Source organism: Streptomyces sp. B5E4 (assembly GCF_039871555.1).
In the GTDB taxonomy this organism is placed as follows: Bacteria; Actinomycetota; Actinomycetes; order Streptomycetales; family Streptomycetaceae; genus Streptomyces.
The window spans coordinates 152,892-169,630 of the sequence record NZ_JBDPMI010000014.1; the positions used below are offsets into that span (position 1 = coordinate 152,892).

The 16,739-nt window shown below is 66.6% G+C and carries 5 protein-coding genes and 1 pseudogene; 2 read left to right on the forward strand and 4 right to left on the reverse strand.

Features of this window, described 5'->3' with window-relative positions; all coding sequences use genetic code 11:
* Positions 1-25: 25 nt before the first annotated feature.
* From ABGA99_RS19885 to ABGA99_RS19895, 3 genes are all read right to left on the reverse strand, one after another.
* Positions 26-3,265 (reverse strand): family 78 glycoside hydrolase catalytic domain, encoded by a 3,240-nt coding sequence (locus ABGA99_RS19885; RefSeq protein WP_347583093.1) that lies wholly within the window; start codon positions 3,263-3,265, stop codon positions 26-28.
* 104 nt (positions 3,266-3,369) lie between these two features.
* On the reverse strand, positions 3,370-6,504 hold the full coding sequence (locus ABGA99_RS19890) for a TIM-barrel domain-containing protein (RefSeq protein WP_347583094.1): 3,135 nt from the start codon (positions 6,502-6,504) through the stop codon (positions 3,370-3,372).
* A gap of 29 nt (positions 6,505-6,533) precedes the next feature.
* Positions 6,534-10,610, reverse strand: coding sequence for a GDSL-type esterase/lipase family protein (locus ABGA99_RS19895; protein ID WP_347583095.1), 4,077 nt, complete (start codon positions 10,608-10,610; stop codon positions 6,534-6,536).
* 633 nt (positions 10,611-11,243) lie between these two features.
* Between ABGA99_RS19895 and ABGA99_RS19900 the strand changes: the two are divergent.
* Positions 11,244-11,360: pseudogene (locus ABGA99_RS19900) on the forward strand (FAD-binding protein); the annotation flags it as partial.
* A gap of 451 nt (positions 11,361-11,811) precedes the next feature.
* Positions 11,812-12,906, forward strand: a complete 1,095-nt coding sequence (locus ABGA99_RS19905) for a PP2C family protein-serine/threonine phosphatase (protein ID WP_347583114.1) — start codon at positions 11,812-11,814, stop codon at positions 12,904-12,906.
* 464 nt (positions 12,907-13,370) lie between these two features.
* Here the strand turns inward: ABGA99_RS19905 and ABGA99_RS19910 are convergent, their stop codons facing one another.
* A complete protein-coding gene (locus ABGA99_RS19910; protein ID WP_347583096.1) occupies positions 13,371-16,364 on the reverse strand; it encodes a CARDB domain-containing protein in 2,994 nt (997 codons plus the stop codon).
* Positions 16,365-16,739: the final 375 nt, after the last annotated feature.

Here is a 16,739-nt window from a genome sequence, read left to right on the forward strand (position 1 = left end):
TCAGGACACTGAGCAACACGCCGGTCTATCGACGTACCTCAGAAGCGAATTGGTAGGTGCCCGAGCCGACTTCATAGATCGCGTACTCGCCCTGGGTCTCGATGAACGTCACGCCTTCAGCTCGGCCGGCCGGCCCGCCGCCTTCGGTGACGGTGTCGCTATCGCTAGTGGGCACATGGACCGTAGCCGTGGAGTTGACGGGGACGGTGACGCCCAGCGCAAACGCGTCCTCGTCGTGCTCCCACGCGACCTCGATCTCTCCGCGGATCGACTTGTACGTCGCATTGGCGTGCCTGAGCTCACCGAGACGTGGCTTGACGACGAATCTCTCGTAGCCGGGACCTGACGGATCTGGGGAGATGCCGGCAACGTCGCTGTAGAACCACTCGTCAACCGTGCCCAGCATGTAATGGTTGTTGGAACCGGGCCTTATGGGCCACCGTGACGGAATGGTCGTCGCTCCGTTCTTGATCCAGTGACCCCAGCTGGGGTCGGTGGTCTGGCTTGCGAGACGATGCGCAACGTCGTGGTGGCCGTGCTCAGAAAGCACGGGCAGCAGCACACTGGTGCCCAGGATGCCGGTGTTGAGATGCCACCCGCGAGCTTCGATGTCATCGACCAGGCTCTGGACGACCGACGCCTCGTGCGCCTCTGGGACCATGTCGAAGGCAAGCGGCACGGCATTGGAGGTCTGCTTGTACTCGATTCCTTCGAAGGTGTCGTAGTAGCCGTGCTCCTGGTCGAAAAAGGCATCATGGAAACGGTCCCGAATGTCGTCGGCCATGGTGCCGTAGCGACTTGCGTCGGTCGTTCGATCCAGAGCGGTGGCGATGCGTTCCATTTCGCGGGCCGACTTGTAGAAGTATGCGGTGCCGACGAGTCGCCGATCCTCCTCGGGGTTCGACCCGAACGGTGACGCGTGATCGCCGTACTGTTCGACGCTCATGATCCCGTTGTCGAGCTGGGTCTCCATGAAATCCATGTACCTGGTGAGGAACGCGTAGTGCTCGGTGAGCACGGTGCGGTCGCCGTAGCTGGTGTAGAGAGACCACACCATCGCGGGAAGTACCCCGGTCCATGCAGCGGAGATGCTGGTGGAGCGGGAGTCGTTCGGCCATGGAGCAACGACGGTCACCCGCCCGAGCCCTCGCTCGCGGTCGTCACTTCTGTTCTGTGCGGTATCGACCTGGTTGTCCTCAAAGTCGTTCAGCCACTTCTTGAAGAAGGCAGCCATGTCGAAGTTGTAGAGCATCGTCGGTAGCGCTACGTGCGCGTCCCCAGACCAGCCGCGCCTCTCGAATGTCGGACTGTCGGTCGGCATGCTCTGCAGGTTGTTGAGGATGGTGGCCCGCATCGCGTCGTGGATCTGACCGTACAGGCCGTTGGAGGACTTGAAGTCGCCGACCGAGTCGACGGCGTTGTGCACCTCCCGGCCCGTGATGGTGTCGGTGGTGGGCGGTTCGGGCAGGCCCTCAACCTGGACGTACTGGAAACCGGTGTAGCTGAATCCGGGCTCCCAGACCTCTCTGCCTTTGCCGCTGAGGGTGTAGATGTCGAGCTGTCCAGCCGCATCGCTACGGTCCGGATCGTGGTGTCCGAGGTTCCGCACCGTCCCGTCGTCATCCAGTTCCTCGCCATAGAGCATCCGGATCTCGGTGCCGGCCTGACCGGAGACCGACAGCCGGGCCCAACCAGCTGTGGTTCGTCCCAGGTCGAACACATGGATGCCGGGTTTCGGCTCCGTGATGCGCACCGGCTCGATGTCGGTCGCCGTGATCGGCGGCATCGACTGCGCCCGCACCACCGGCGCCGGCGGTGAGAGGACCGCAGCGCTCGACCAGTCCGTCTCCTCGTAGCCGGGCGTTGCCCAACCCGGCTGTTCCCGCCGGGCGTCGTAGGTCTCGCCCGTGGCGATGTTGTCGTAGACGGTCGGTCCCTCGGTCACCCTCCAAGTCCCGTCCGAGGCCACCGTCTGGGTGGTGCCGTCGGCATACTCGACCTCGAGCTGCAGCAGCATCTTGGTGTCGTCGACGAAATCCGCACCCCCGGCCGGCTCGACGAACCCGAGGTGACCTCGACCTAGCTCGGCGCCGATCGCATTGGCACCAGACCTGAGCTGTTTGGTCACGTCGTACGTCGAGTACAGCACCCGCCTGTTGTAGTCGGTGAACGCCGGATCGAGCACCCGGTCACCGATCCGCTCACCGTTGAGGAAGTACTTGCCATATCCGAGCCCGCTCACGTAAAGCCGCGCTCGGCTGACCCGTTTGGTGACATCGAACTCCTTGCGAAGCAGAGGTGCCGGCGGATGGGTCGGCCGAAGCCGGACCTGGTTCGGCCACGGGCCTTCTCCGTAGGCCGCGACCTCGAGCGCGCCGGACCAATCGGAGTCGTCGAAACCGGGCCGGTTCCAGCCCGATTCGTCCTGCCTCGACACTCGCCAGGACGAATCCGTCATGACCTCCACGAGCTGGCCGTCGGCCAGCTCGACCTCGAGTTTGGCAACCAGGCCCGCCGGGCCGACATACCGGTTGCGGGCCGACACCGCCAGAGTGTTGGATCCGGCGGTCAGTAGGCCATCGAGGTCGACCTCGATGGCCATGCGACCGCCGAAAACCCGCGAGTGGGAGCGTCCGGCCTCTGTGCCATTGACGTGCAGTACAAACGCATCATCCGCGGCCAGGACCATCGTTGCCCGCTTCACAGGTTGTGCCGGCAACTCCACCGTACGGCGGAAGTAGCGAGTGCCGGCGGCCACGGAGCTTGCTGGGTCGCCCTCCGGATTCCAGATCCAGGAGGCCCCGGCCGGATTGGTGGACCCCTCTGGGGTGCCGATCCACTCGGCCTCCCAGTCAGACTCGTCGAGCAACCCCATCTCCCACCAGGCCGTGTCGCTCCACGTCGAGCGATCACCGTCACCGTCGGCTACCTGAACCCGCCAGAAATATCGATCACCAGACTGCAGGTCCGGACCTGCATAGGCGACGTTGACCGACTGCGACGATGTCACCCAACCGGAGTCCCACACGTCCGGCCGACCGCTGGTCAACTGGTCCGCCGTGGACGCCACCTGGAGCCGATAGCCACTCTGCGACTGCGCCCGCTCGGAGGACTCCAACACCCAGCTCAAGCGGGGACGGGGCTCGTCAATACCCAACGGATTGTGCGCGTCCTCCACCGTCGTATCGGCGACGGCCAGCCCACGTCCGGCCGCCGGCGATGTCTGCGGCGCTACCGACGCCGCAGACAAGAGAACCGCTATCACGGGAATCACAATTACTCGGAGTCGGAACACAACACCGCCTATATCGGAATGTTTTACAGGGCCGTAGACGGAGATCGCAGGTGGTTGTGCCTTGTCGGTGGTCGCTAGGGGCTGGGGCTGAAACGCACGGCGTCGGCTCGGGAAACCCCGGTGTCGCCGGCGGTCAGTGTCACCGAGGCCGGTTCGGCGTCGGTGAACGCGAACTCGCCCAACGACAACCAGGCGCCGCCGGTGTCGGCCTGAGGTACGGGTACGTCGGTCTCGCCGTCGGCGTGATGGACGGTGTACGTGACCTCGGCGGCGCTGTTGGTGGCGCGTGGGAACCAGACCGACACGTTGTACGTCTGCGTGGCGACGCCAGTCGTCCAGGTCGCTGTGTCCCCGCCGGTCCGGGTGAACCGGGACGGCGTGCCGTCGAAGCCCGACTCGGCGCTTCTCGCCCACGTTCCGGTCTCTGCATACGCCGGACGGTCCGGGTCACACGTCGAAGGGTCGCCCTCGTTGGTGACCGTAACCACGCCGGACCCGCCGTCGTCCGGCGGCGGATCCACGGTGTAGCGCTCGGAGTGTGGGCCGGTGCCGACGTTGTTGATCGCCTGGACCCTATAAGTCCCACCTGCGAACTCAGTCGCACCGAGCGTCAGTTCGACCGCGCCGGTCGTTGCTCCGAGGACGACCTCTTCGTCGCTGGGGCACGCGCCGTGGCCACTGACCGACACCACGTAGGCACGGGCGCCGGCCGCAGCGTTCCATCGCAGGGCCGTCAAGCCGTCCGCGTCGTCGTGCGACAGGCCGGTGACCTGGTCGGGCAGTTCGGTATCGACCGGCACGGTGTGTTCCGCGCTGCCTCCCCCCGTGAGTCGGTAGTCATGACCGGCCGTGATCGGGAACGACAGGGCACCCGTGACCGGATCGACGTCGAACTCCACGACCTTGCGCGTCGAGGTGTCGGTGACGGTGAGGGAATCGGTGTCCCATCCGGTGTTGTCGTTCCGGATACGCGAGGTGTCCTCACCGTCGGTGAATTCGTAGGCCGAACCCGTCTGGATCGGGTACACGTGTGCCTGCAGGTCGCTGCCCGAGCCGGTGACGGTCACACCCTTACCACCGACGAACGCCGGCACCCGGTCGTAGCCGATCGCGTAATCCTTCAGGGTCGTCGGACCGTGGAAGACCGAACCAGTCTCGATGTCGATCCACTTTCCGGCCGGGAGATATACGTCGCGCGACGTCGCGGTCTCGAAGTCGGCGCCGAACACCGGGGTCGCCAGAACGGACTCGCCGAACATCCACTCGTACTGCCGGGTGGTGTTGTTGGCGAGGCCGTAGGTGTTTTCGTCGTCCGGGTAGGCGATCGGCAGCGGGGTCATGGCCGACGGGAAGCCCGTCTGATGTCCGTCCAAGGTGGCGTCGTAGATATAGGGCCGCATCGACTCGTGCCAAAGCGCCATCTTCTTCACCGCATCGGAATAGTCCCCGCGGCCCAACTCCCAGGGCCCGCGGCCGAACGCCATCACCGGGTTGAGCGCGCCGAGCTGAGCGTTTCGCACGTAGTACTTCGCATACGACGGGTCGTCCATCGGGACCTGGGGTGTGCCGCCCACGTAGTCGGGGTACAGGCTCGATACGCCGCTCGCAGCGTAGTTCAGCAGGTTGACCGGCATCCGGTCCGGATCGGTGTGGAAGTTCTCGCCGGTCCCATAGATCGTGTCGTTGATCCGCAGCGTGTCGCCCGGGAGCGAGTACGCGGCGTTCCTCGCCATCACGAGGTCACCAGCGTCGTGCATCGCCTTGAGGACTGGGTTCCAGGTGGCGTCCTGATGCAGCCGAGGTGTGTAGAGCATGGCGTCTTCCTTCCACCCGTCGACGTCCCACGCCTTCAACTGCTCGATGAACCAGTCGACCGCCTTCGGATTGGACCCGTCGAGCACATAGCTGTGGCCGTCGGGGAAGACCGCCTTCGTCACCACGGCCGGCGAACCGTCCGGGTCCTTGATCAGGTATCCCTTCTTGATCGCTTCGTGCACGAACGGACCATCGTTCTTCTCGACGAGGTTCCCGCCGTCGGATGGCAGCGCCTTGAAGTTGTTGCGGGCGCCGAGGAGAAGCTTGACGTCGTTGTCGGAGAAGAACGCCTTCAGCGTCTCCGGGTCGGGATAGCGGGGGTTCGGAAGTCCGTCGTCCCGACCTGGTTCGGCGGTGTCGTCCCACATCCCGAAGCTGTTCGTGGTGCCTTCGTCGGGAGTACTCCGCTCGCCGGGCCAGAACCCCGAGCCGACGACGCCCCACGACAGTGGATAGCCCTCGTCGATGAAACGTTGGACGGTCTCGGTCACCGAGGATTGGTAGGTGTCCCAGCTCAGCGCCCCGAACGCTTCCCAGCCCAGGCCGAAGATCTCCGGGTTCGGGCGCGCGTCCTGGTACCCGTGCTGGTGGCGGGCGCGTCGGTAGTCGCCGTATACCTGTTCGAGGTCGTCTCCGACGAAGTAGTAGAGGCCGTCGATGCGATCGACACCTGCTGCTCCGAGGCGGGTTTCGGTGTCGGTAAGGCCGACCCGCTTCTGACCGTCTTCGAACAGCACCTGCCCGAAGCGCTGCTTCGGGAACACTGTGAAGTTGCTGATGAAGCGCTGGCAACTGCCGCCGTTGGTGACATCGTCCAGCACGAGGCCGGTCAGCTCGGTGGACGGGCGTGCCTTCACCCGGCTGTTGCACGACTCGCCCTGCTCGCCGGAGTCGTCCGCCCAGGCGCCGTGGTCGCCGAGGCCGTACGCGGGAGCGACACCGCCGACGCGGAAATCTATCGCGCCGCCGTCGCCCGGAAGATCCTCGATCGAGAACCGGGCCGAACTGCCGGATGGGTGAATACGAACCTTGAGGCGTGATCCGTTCTCGAGCGCGACGTCGAACAGCGGCTTCCTGGCGTGCGGGGCCGAGACCAGATCAGCGTCGACTGCATCGACGAACCCCGTGGCGCCCCGGGCGCGGAACCGGAGCCCAGAGTCAGCGTGAGGTGGAACGATCTCGGCGCCGGATGGATCGAGAAACGAATATCGGAATCCGTCCTTGACGATCCGCAGGTCATACGTGCCGCCCCGCACCACGAGGACCTCACCGCTATCGATAACGTCCGTCGTGTCGGTCGCCGATTCAGCCGTCGCCGGCCCTGCCAGCACGGCGGTCGTCAGGACGAGAGTGAGAACCGGGGCAGCAGATCTCCTGCTCATGAGTCGGCGCATGGGAACTCCATCGTCATCGAGTCGGAAGATCACGGACGCAGGGACGCTAGATCAACGACCTCGGCCAGCCGTTCGCGACCTGCGTCGCTCAGATGCAGGTGGTCGCCCTTGTCGTATTGCGGGGCGAGCCGGAGAGGGTGCTCCGGGTCGGCCAGGGCGATATCGAAGTCGACCACGGCGTCAGCCGCGGAATCGTCGCGGATGTGGGCATTGACGGCCTGACGGACGGATTCCTTCTCCTCGGTGTACGTCGACGAGCCCTCGAACGGAGCCAGGGTGGCAACGACGACGCGTAGACCGCGATCGTTGGCTCGGCTGATGATCTCCTCGATACCGTCGATCAGCGGACCCGCCGCGGTGACGCTGCGTGACACGTCGTTGATGCCCTGGAACAGCAGCAGCGTCCGCACCCCAGGTTGGTCGAGAACGTCCCGGTCGAGGCGATCCAGGGCCCGCGGACCGTAATCGTCGTACAAGATGCGATTCCCGGACATCCCAGCGTTCAGGACGCCCATCTGCTCGTCAGATGGCAGTTCTCGGAGGATCCGCCGGGCCAGATGGTCGGTCCAACGCAGATTGGTATCCGGTACGTCCCCGCCGCCGTCGGTCAGCGAATCGCCCATCACGGCGACCGCGCCGCTGGCGTCGGTCGAGTCGAACGACACCCGGTCGAGCCATAGCCAGTGATTGAGTTCACCGGTGTAGGCGGCGCCGTCGGTATCTGCGGTGTGGTCGCCGTCGCCTAGGTAGGAGGTAGCCGAGGGGCGCAGATGTCCTGTCACGGTCTGGACGTCATCCGGAACATACGCACTGACCACCACGTCGGACTCCGGTTCCCACGTCCCGTCCACCGGGTCGCTGACCGCTGAACCGCCGACGGGAATGGTGATCGCGGACGCTCCACCGAAGGTCACGTCGCTCACGCTTCCGTCAAGCAGGTCCGCTCCAGACTTCTGCGCACCGACCGTCACCGGGCCGAACTTCACCGGACCTTGTCCGAAGGCATTGGTCAGCCGGATGCGCAGACCCGAGCCACCGATGCTGGTATGCACGACGTTGCGGACCGTCTGACCGGAGATCGTGATGTCCTCCAACAGTGACGACGAGGCTGTCCAGGTACCGGTGCCCGGATGCGGAGGGTCGTCCACCGCCGGTGCGAAGCGGACGGCGTCGGTCCGGCTTACCCCGTCGCCGGCAGTGATCGTCACCGACGCCGGCTCAGAGCCGGTGAAATCGAACTCGCCCAGCGACAGCCAGGCATCGCCGGCGTCGGCCTGGGGTATGGACACGTCGGTGTCACCGTCGGCGTGATGGACGGTGTACGTCACCTCGGCGGCGCTGTTGGTAGCGCGCGGGAACCAGACCGACACGTCGTACGTCTGCGTGGCGAGGTCCGCGGTCCAGGTCGCTGTATCCCCGCCGGTCCGGGTGAACCGGGACTTCGTGCCGTCGAAGCCCGACAACGAGCTCCCCTGCCATGTCCCGGACTCCGCATACGCCGGACGGTCCGGGTCGCACCGCGGGGGGGAACCCTCGTCGGTGACCGTGACCACGGCGGATCCGTTGTCGGTGGGGGCGACGGTGACCGGTTTCGACGCCGGACCGGACCCAAGCTCGTTGACCGCGGACACCGTGTAGGTGCCACCGGTCTTCGACGTCCCGAGAGGGAGCGTAGTCCCGTCGGTCGAGCCGACCACGCCGGAGAGACACCGCTCACTGCCGTCGACTTCGACGACGTAGTGCCGGGCATCGTCGACCTCGGGCCAGGAGAGCGACGTGCCCGCGTCGTCCGTGACGACGTCGACGGGGTCTGGTGCCGACGCCGGAGCTGCGTGGGGCAGCGGGATGGAGTGCTCGGCGTCGCCGCCACCGGTCAGCTTGTAGTCGTGTCCGGGTGTCATCGGGAACCGGATCGCCCCGGTGGCCTGGTCGAGGGTTGCTTTGACGGACTTGCCGGTGGTCGTGTCCGTGATGACCAGTGACTCGGGGTCCCAGCCGGTATTCGCGTTGACGATGGCAGAGCGATCCGATCCGTTGGTCCACTGGTAGGTCGAATCGGTGGCGATGGGATAGACCTCGGCGCGCATCCCCGCTTCGCCACGGGTCACCACGACGCCCTTGCCACCAGCGAACGCGGGCACCCGGTCGGTGCCGATCGCGTAGTCCTTCAACGTCGTCGGACCGGTGAACGCCGCCCCGGTGCTGACGTCGATCCATTTCCCGGCCGGCAGGTAAACGTCCCTCGATGTCGCCGTCTCGAAGTCGGAACCGAAGACCGGCGTGGCGAGCAACGACTCGCCAAGCATCCACTCGTACTGCCGGGTCTTGTCGTTGGCCAGGTCGTAGGTGTTCGGGTCATCCGGATACGCGATCGGGAGCGGGGTCATGGCGTGTGGGAACCCCGACTCGTGGCCGTCCACGATGGCGTCGTAGATGTAGGGGTGTAGGGCGTCGTGCCACAACGCCAGCTTCTTGACCGACGCCGCATAGTCGGACCGGCCGAGTTCCCAGGGCCCCTTCCCGAACGTCATCACCGGTGCCACCGCGTTGAACTGCGCGTTGCGTACGAAGTACGACTGATAGGCCGGATCCGACAGTGACGGTCCTGGCGTCCCGCCGATGATGTCCGGTGACAGGTTGGCGGCTCCCGACGCCGCTATGTTCAGCAGGTTGACCGGCATCCGGTCGGGGTCTTCGTGGTAGACATCGCCGGTCCCGTAGATCGTGTCGTTGATCCGGAGGACATCGCCGGGCACGGCGTACGCGGCGTTGCGCACCATCATCAGGTTGCCGTCGTCGTGTAGCGCTTCCTGGAGCGGATTCCAGTTGCCGTCGAGGTGTAGGTCGGGTTCGTAGAGCATGGCGTCCTCCTTGAATCCGTCGACACCCCACGCCCGGGACTTGTCGACGAACCAGTCGACGGCTTCGGCGTTCGAGCCGTCGAGCACGTAGCTGGCGCCACTGGGGAACTGGGTCCGGGTGAGGACGGTGGGGGAGTCGTCGTCGTCCTTCACGAGGTAGCCCTTGTCCATTGCCTCGGGCATGAACGGCCCGTCGGTCACAGGGTTGTAGTTGCCTCCGTCGTCCTTGGTCGCCGGAAAGTTGTTCCGGGCGCCCAGGAGGAGCGACATGTCGTTGTCGGCGAACAGCCGCTTCATCGAGTCCGGGTCCGGGTAGCGCGGGTTCGGCAGCCCGGGCTGGGCGTCCTCCCGTCCCGGTTCGAATGTGTCGTCCCACATGCCGAAGCTGTTCGTGGTGCCCTCGGTCGGGACGCCGCGCGGCCCGGGCCAGAAGCCTGAACCGACGACGCCCCACTTCAGCGGGTAACCGTGGTCGGCGAAGCCCTTGACCGTCTTCATCACCGACTCCTGGTAGGTGTTCCAACCCAGCGCGCCGTAGGCCTCCCAGCCCAGCTCGAACATCCTCGGGTTCGGAAGCACGTCCTGGTAGCCGTGGTCGCGCTGAAGTTCTCGGTAGTCGGCATAGACCTGCTTCAGGTCCCCACCGAGGAGGTAGTGGAGCGCGTCGACACCGTCAGCGCCGTCGACGCCAAGCCGGTTCTCGCTCTCGTTCAACCCGAACCGTTTCTGGCCTTCGTCGAACAGGACCTCCGCTGTGCCCTGGGCCGGGAAGACCGTGAACGTGGAGACGAAACGCTTGCAGGAACCCTGATTGGTGATGTTGTCGAGTTCGAGGCCGCGGAGATCGGTCGTAGAGCGTGCCTCGACCTTGCCGCTGCACGGGGTGCCCTGAACCGGCTGACCGTTCTCGATCGAGCCGTGGTCTCCCAGCCCATAGGCAGGTCCGTCGACCGGTCCGGTGCGGAGGTCGATGGTCGCCGGCTCGTCGACGTCCTCGACCTTGATGCGAACCGTCGTGGCGGTCGGCTGCAGCTGCACCCGTGCGACAGAGCCGTCGGACAGGGTGACGTTCAGGACGGCCGTCGCCGCGGAGGGTTTGTTCACCAGCTGGGTATCGATGGCGTCCGCGAAGGCGTCGGCGCCGTTGGTCCGGACCCGGAGCCCGGACTCGGCGTGTGGTGGCAGAGTCGCCTTGCCGTCGGGACCGGCGAACCCGTAGCGGAAACCGGACTTGGTGACCGTCATCGAGTACGCGGATGCCGTGACCTTGATCTGGTTCGGTGTCTCTGTGATGACCGGACGAGAGCCTGGGGCAGGCGCTGCAGCGGAGCTCGCTGCGTAGGTGGGGGCTGGCGCTAGGAATGCCAGGAGCAGCGCGGCAGACGCGAGCAGTCGCAATGGGGTGAACATCGTCGTCCTCCGCAGGCGCGATTGCTATGATGGATGGACTATGCAGTATCTGGAAATCTTGCGCACATGCTGCATCTTGTCAACCGCTAGCCTCGATCTCGTGTGAGGGTCCGTCGGCTTGCCGGCGGTTGGATTGGGGAGTCCCTGCAAGGCGCGGAGTGCGGCCGTGAGCGCCTTCGAGGCGGCCGGTGTGCCCGACAGGTGAGCGCTCAGCGACCGTCCCGCCCGCGTCAGAGCCTGAAGGCCGGGGTGCAGGTAGCGCTGGGTGGTCATCAGCGAGTCGTGCGCGGCGATGATCCGCAGCGCGCAACGCTCCGGACGGCGGCCGTGCGCGTGTCGATCTGGGTGTCGGTCCGCATATCGGATACCAACGGTGTGGCAGACCGGTCGGCGAGTCGGTCCGACCGGATGAGGGCCCTGGTAACCGGAGTGGACCGCGTGGCTATCACCGAACGACGTCTTTCGACCATGGTGCTGGTGATCGGCACCGGGGGAGCCGGGCTGCGGGCGGCTATCGAGCCGGCTGGGGCCGGTGTCGATGTTCTGGCGGTCGGCAAGCGCCCCCGGGATGACGCGCACCACGTCGCGCTGTCCGTGGTCGGTACCGACCGGCTGTAGGAGGGCGGCTACTTCCGTGCCAAGCAGGTTCAGGAGGACTTGACCCGGGCATCCGGCGTCCCCTAGCGCATCGTCCATGCCACCGGCGGCCGGGGCCGACTGCTCCCGGTCTCGGCGCCAGTGCCCCGGACGCCGACCTGGCAGGATCACCGGCTGCAAGGCTGCCCGGAATCGGCTCTGACGCGACGTCAGAAGGCCTCCGCCCGCGACCAGCACAAGCACCCGGAACTCCAAGACACCAGACCCGTACAAGTAACTTCACGATGCACACCGCTCATGGAGGATCCAGCCGAAGTCGAAGCCGCCGTTGGCGTATCAGACGCCGCGATTCATACCGTTTCTGGCAATATGCAACTCCTTGCCGGTAAGGGCTCCGGGTGCCAGGAGGAGGAGGAGCGGTGGAGGGATTCCGTTGAGCGTGGTGAAGGCTCCGTGGGTGCTGGCGGCATGCGTTCTTGTGGCCGGCGGGCTGCTCACCGCTTTCGCGCCCAAGCCGTACCTGGGGCTCCCGCTGCTGGCGGCTTCGCCCTTGATCGCCGCGGCGATGCTGTCGTTCCGCTTCGCCGTGTTCTTCGCGTGCGCCCCGGTTGCGGCCGCGGCGGGCCTGGACCTCTACCGGGAGCGCTCGGCGACATCGCTCCTGGTGGACGTTGCGGTGGTCGGCCTGATCGGGGCTCTGGCCCTGCTGGTGAACGTGCTGATGGAGCGCCAGGGGCGCAAGCTCGCGGATGCGAGAGACGTCGCGGAGGCCGTCCAAATGGCGGTGCTGCCACAACCTGCCGCCCAAGTGGGTTCCCTGGCGATCGCCGTCGGCTACACCGTGGCCCAGGCCGAGGCCCGCATCGGTGGCGACCTGTTCGCGGTGCAGGACACTGACTTCGGCGTCCGTATGATCATCGGGGACGTGCGCGGCAAAGGTCTCCAGGCCATCGCCACGGTGTCGGTGGCGATCGGCGCGTTCCGCCAGGAGGCCGAGTACGCCCCCGACCTGTCCGCCCTGGCGGAACGGATGGACGATGCGCTGTCCAGGGACGCCGGGCGCAGCCTGGAGCCCGGGATCTCCCCCGAGGAGTTCACCACGGCCCTGCTGGCAGAGGTGTCGGCGGAGGGGGATGTGCTGCGTCTGCTCAATCGTGGGCACCCGGGGCCGTACCTGGTCCACGAGGGGCAGCTGACGAGGCTCGATGCGGCTGTCCCGCAGCTGCCGTTGGGCATGGGGCTCGCTGAGATCGGGCCCCCCGTGGGGTCTGGGCATCCTGTGACCGAAGTCCTGCCCCTGCCCTTGGGAGCAACGCTGCTGATGGTCACGGACGGTGTCACCGAGGCGCGTAACCACGAGGGCGTCTTCTACGACCCCTGCCGGGCCCGGCTCGTCGGGGCCCATTTTGAGAACCCGGAATCCCTGGTTCGTGCCCTGACGGCGGATGTCCAACGCTGGACCGAAGGCGCGCAGCAGGACGACATGGCCATCCTCGCCGTCTCCCGGCGGCGGCACACCAGTGCCTCCCCGTGACCTGCACGGGGAGGGCGGTCGCAGGGACAATGTCCCGCCACGCGCGAGCCGTCGGGGTCACATCCGAGGACCTCACTACTCACGCAGATCGCACGAGGTCCGTTGGACGGGGTCACAGACGCACGATCTCCGGGCGTGGCCGACACCAACGCATCGCTGGGGGGAGGAGGTGGCCAGGGAGCCCCCAGCCCTACGGCGCGGCTGGCCACATCGACCAGGACGAGGCTGGATGCTCTGCAGGACCGGATGGTCACCGCCGGTGCTCGACTATGTGTCCAGGGCCCATAGACGGAACTTCGAGCGGCCCTGCGACGCGTTGCTCACTTGCCGGCGTGACCGGGGGCGATTCTGAGCACCCGGAACAATTCCGTTGGCCGGCCCGGTCGGGCCGCGAGCGCCCGGCCCTGCGGGCAGGGCCGGGCGGCGGTGTTTCGTCCGGCGGCGGCTACCGCCGGGCGGGGGTTTCAGGAGGTGGAGGACTTGTTCTGGCAGCCCTGATCGACCACGAACTGGGAGCCGGGTTCGACCAGGATGTCGCCGTCGGCCGAGTCGGTGATCGTGACGTTGCAGAGTGCCGCGCTGCCGCGGGCCCCTCCGTGTGCGCGGATACCGGCGCCGTTGTTGGACTTGGAGATCCTGACGTTGTTGATCTTCACGTCGGGCGTGGTGCCTCCGCCGGACTTGAACTGGATGCCGTCGTAGGTCGAGTCGTCGATGTCGGTGTCCCGGATGGTCACACCGGAGATGTTCTGGCCCTGCGCGAACAGCGTGATGGCACCGAACTCCTGGGCCTCTCCCCAGAACGCGCCGCCCGTGCGGTAGAGGCCGTTGTTGGCGATCAGGGTGGCCCCGGAGAAGGGCAGCGGGTCGTGGTCGGTGGCCAGCATGATGCCGGGGTAGTTCGCCGTGTCGTAGACGAGGTTGTTCTCGATGGTGTTGCCGTAGCCGCCGTAGACCGCGATGCCGTTGGCCCGCCAGGGCAACTGGATGGTGTTGTTCCTGAAGTGGTTGTCGTGCGCCACGTCCACGGACTGATCCTTGACGTACTTGTTCGCCCATACCGCCAGCGCGTCGTCACCGGTGGTGCGGAACGAGGAGTTGAACACCAGTGAGTTCCGCGTCCCGTTGGTGAAGTTGATGCCGTCGGCGTAGGTGTTGCGGATCCGCATGCCGGTGAACTCCAGGCCGTCGGCCGGCCCCCAGAGCTCCGGGATGTTGTCGTAGTCACGGCCGACCCAGGCGCCCACGTTGGCGTGCTCGATCCACACGTGGGAGATCTTGGTGCCCTTGCCGAACCGGCCGTTGAGGCCGACGCCGCCTTCGGCGCCGCCCGGACCGCCGCGGATCCGGCCCGAGCCGAAGATGGCGATGTCGGAGATCTGCGTGTTGCTGTCGATGTCGAAGCCGAAGTTGCCCTCGTGGGGGTGGTTGATGCCGCCCGCGAGGTGCGGCTCGGTCAGGGTGTAGAGCTGGGAGTGCCACATGCCCGCGCCGCGGATGGTGACGTCCTTGATGCCCACCTGGTTGTACTGCCCGCGGTTCAGCGGGTCGTCGGTGAGGATCTTCTGCTCCTGCCGCCACTGCCCCGGCGGGATCCACACGCAGCCGATGTCGCCGTTCTGGTCGGCCGTCACGGCCCGCTGGATGGCGGCGGTGTCGTCGAGTCCGTCGCCCGGCACGGCGCCGTAGTTCGTGATCGAGGTGCACCCGCTCGGCTGGCTCGCCGGGGGCGCCACCTGCTCAAGGTCGATCGTGTCGATGATGTAGAACGCGGCGGTGTCGGACGCGTCGCGCTGGAGCTTGAACCGGGTGCCGGGCGGATACGTGGCCGACAGCAGCGCGTTGGACTCGTCGAACAGCCGGCGGGCGTCGGCCTGGGGCGTGTTGGTCAGCGCCTCGGGTCCGTCCGTGTTGCCGTACAGCCAACTGTGCTTGGAGGAGAGAGTCAGCTTCCTGGAGAAGGTGTCGTTGATGTAGAGGCTGATGGTGGCCTCGGCACCGCCGCCGTTCGGGGCGTCGGGGATGGAGTTGCGCACCACGATGGAGTTCGTCGCGCTCGTCGAGGTGAACTCCACGAACTGGCCGGTGCTGTTCAGCCGCACGGATTTCCGGCCCGACGACTCGCTGGCGAAGTTGGTGTGCCCGAAGGTGCGCCGCGGGTCGGCTTCCAGCAGCGTGCCCTGATAGCGGCCGGCCTCCGCCTCGTATCCGACGTACGGGACGGCGGCCCCGCGTCCGACCACGATGGAGCGCGCGAACGCGTTGTTGGACTCGTTGGTCTCGGCGACGACGTTGGTCGCGTCGGCCGTCGCGGTGAGGGTGGCGCCGCCGTTGGTGGCGGTCCAGCTCCCGCTGATGGCAACGGTGGCCGTGGCGCCGGCGGCGATCGGCGGGGTGTTTCCGTTGAGAGTGGTGCTCCCGGCCGTCAGCCGGGTGACCGTGGTGGCGCTCACCGCGCTGGTTCCGCGGTTGTTGACCGAGACGGTGAAGGTGACCGAGGCGCCGGGGGCCGGGTTCGCCGGGTTGGAGCTGATGGCGGTCACCCGGAGGTCCGGTCCGGGGCTCTGGCCGACCACGAGCTGGTTCGCCGCGGTACGGCTGTTGTTGTCGTCGTTCTGCTCGACGATCGTGTTGGTGGGGTCCACCAGCCCGGTGACCGAGTAGCTTCCCTGCGCGCGTCTGCCGGCCTCGACCGTGACGGTGGTCGACGCGCCCGCCGCGAGCCCGTTCACCGGAGCGCTGCCCGCGACCTGGCCGGCGAGGCTGATGTTGACGGTCGTGGCACCCGAAGCGGCCGAGCCGGCGTTCTGCACGGTCGCACTCACCCGGATCGTGTCGCTCTCCACCGGGGCGGCGGGCGTCCAGGACAATTGGGTCACGGTCAGATCGGGGTTGGGCGCCGGGGTTCCGATGACCTGGAGGTCGCCGACCTGGCCGCCGGGCGCGCCGGTGTTGGAGAAGAACGTCAGCCGTACGTCGCTGACGCGCCCGGTGACCGGGATCGTCACGGTGTTCTGGTTGGTCGACGGGTTGAAGCCGTAGTCGGCCCGGGCCTTCAGCGAGGTGAAGCCGCCGGCGGACCGTTCGCGGCCGAGGATCTGGAGGCTTTGCGTTCGCGCGCCCCAGATCGGGTCGGGGTTGAGCCTGATCACGATCGAGGTGATGTCGGCGTCGGCGCCGAGCTTCACCGTCAGCGTCGAGGGGTACCCGTTGGACTCCCAGTAGGTCGTGACGTTGCCGTCGTTGGCGTTGGACGCCACATACTGCTGGGTCGTGGAGGATGCCTCGATCGGTTTCCCGGCGGCGAGGTCGGCCGCCGCGGCGGGGTTGCGGAAGTCATCGGAAGTCGCCTCTTCCGGCGGAGCGGCGGCGGAGGCGGCGGGCAGGATCCCGAAGCTGAGCAGAACGGCCATGGCCATGCCAATGATCAGCCGCCAGCCGTGTGGGTTCCGTTTCATAGGTGCCCTCGGTTCCGTTGCAGTGGGCGGAGCGGAACACTTGCCATGAACTTGCTAAGACCATCTCAAGAGATTGAGTGGTTCAGTCAATCTCTTGCGCAGGGCAGTCAAAGAGTTCAGCGGCGCCCTCGGCTTGTCAACGGTTACGGCACGACGGGTGCGGCGCCTTCTTCGCCGAGCACCTGGCTCGCGACTCCCGGCGCGGCCGGTGCCGGACGTGGAGCGGGGGCGTAGCTTCGGCTCCCGCCTGCGATGTAGGCAGATCAACAAGCCCCTGCAATCCATCTACTTAACAACGCATAATCCTGCGGAAGGCAAGATCGACACATGGTGCGGTGCGATGCGTGCGCACCATGAAGGAAGCCGTGGGGGCAC